Annotated in this window: 2 protein-coding genes; both read right to left on the minus strand. The window is 59.8% G+C overall.

From position 1 onward, the window contains the following. A partial coding sequence (locus tag FJ443_RS31000) for a choline/ethanolamine kinase family protein (protein ID WP_140666937.1) occupies positions 1-746 on the minus strand: 746 nt, incomplete at its 3' end. A 9-nt stretch (positions 747-755) separates the two neighbouring features. Continuing rightward, positions 756-1325, minus strand: a 570-nt coding sequence (locus tag FJ443_RS31005) for a phosphotransferase (protein WP_140666939.1), incomplete at its 5' end; no start/stop codon positions are given.

Below are 1325 nucleotides of genomic sequence, written 5' to 3' on the forward strand. Positions count from 1 at the left end.
TCGACGCGACCGAAATAACATTCGATCGCCTCATCCTGCATCGCGTCGCTCAGGACCATTTCCCCACACCAGGTGGCGAGATCGCAGCAGCGGTCGTTGTTCGACGCGTATTCGAGGTCGACGATCAGGATCTTGCCTTCAGTCAGCAGGAAGTTAGCCGGTGCCGGATCGTTGCAGCAAGGAACGATGTCCAGTCCTGACGCCTCCAGCGCGGCGCGAGCGGTGCGGTACTTCATGTGAATGGTAGGAAAATCGTGCGGGAATGCCGCCCCGAGCTCACGCAATTGAACGATATGCTCATCGATCATGTCAAACAGGGTCTTGGTTAAGCGAAGCGGGGCAGAATTGTTGAAGGTGCGGAATAAGTTAATAGTGGGTGTCCTAATCTCGGCGGAGTGGAAGTCGCGTGTGGTGCAGGGACGAGACCGCTCTACAAAGTCGCTGATTTCGACGCCGCGGTCGCTGAGATCACCATAGACCCGAGGCCCGATGCCAAGTTCGTGCGCGCGCCTGCCAGCCTCGAGCGAAGCGCTCCGATCGATAAACTTCTCGGTCCCGGGGCCTGGCATCTTAAGGAAAAACGTCTGACGCTCACCTCTGATCCTGACGTGCCAGTTAGAATTGCTAAAGCCCCCGAAGATTGGCCGGTAAAAGATGTCTTTGCCCTGCCATGGGGGTACCAAGGAAAGCATTGCTTCCAATGCCAGTTCGGAGGCCGATTGGCCTTCTCCGCACTTCCGTTCCATGAAGGGTTCTCAGAGCATTCGGGCGTACGAGCCGAAATCGACACGTTCGAGCGCGGCGCGGCAGCGGATGAAGCGCCAGAACCCGTAGCGGTAAAACTCGACATCCTTGCGCTGCGAGGTGGCGTCCATCACGAGACCCCAGAGACCCCATGCGAGATCGTCGGCGATCGCGTAGAGACGCGCGCGACGGAGACTTGCCGGCCTCGGCGTGCCTTCGAACATTTCGAGGGCCGGGAGGAAGTCCTTCTCGTCTTCGAAAACCTCGTTGATCAGGATCCCGATCTCATAATAGGGGTCGACGTTGCCGGCACCGTCGAAGTCCACGAGCTCGATGCGACCATCCGGCCCGATGAGGATGTTCGAGGCCAGGCCGTCGGCATGGGAGGGCACACTGTCGACCCCCGATGCGGCGATCATGCGCTCAAAGCGCAAAACCTGCTCGAACAGGACCGGAAGGTCGGGAGGAGCCTGGGCCACGAGCCGATCGCATTCCTGCTTCAGCGCGCGGATCCGGTCGAACGGCGACACCGGGATCGTGAAGCGCAGTCCGCCGTGGACCCTGCGCTTAACACCTATCAC

This window comes from Mesorhizobium sp. B2-6-1 (assembly GCF_006440475.1).
Classification (GTDB): Bacteria; Pseudomonadota; Alphaproteobacteria; order Rhizobiales; family Rhizobiaceae; genus Mesorhizobium.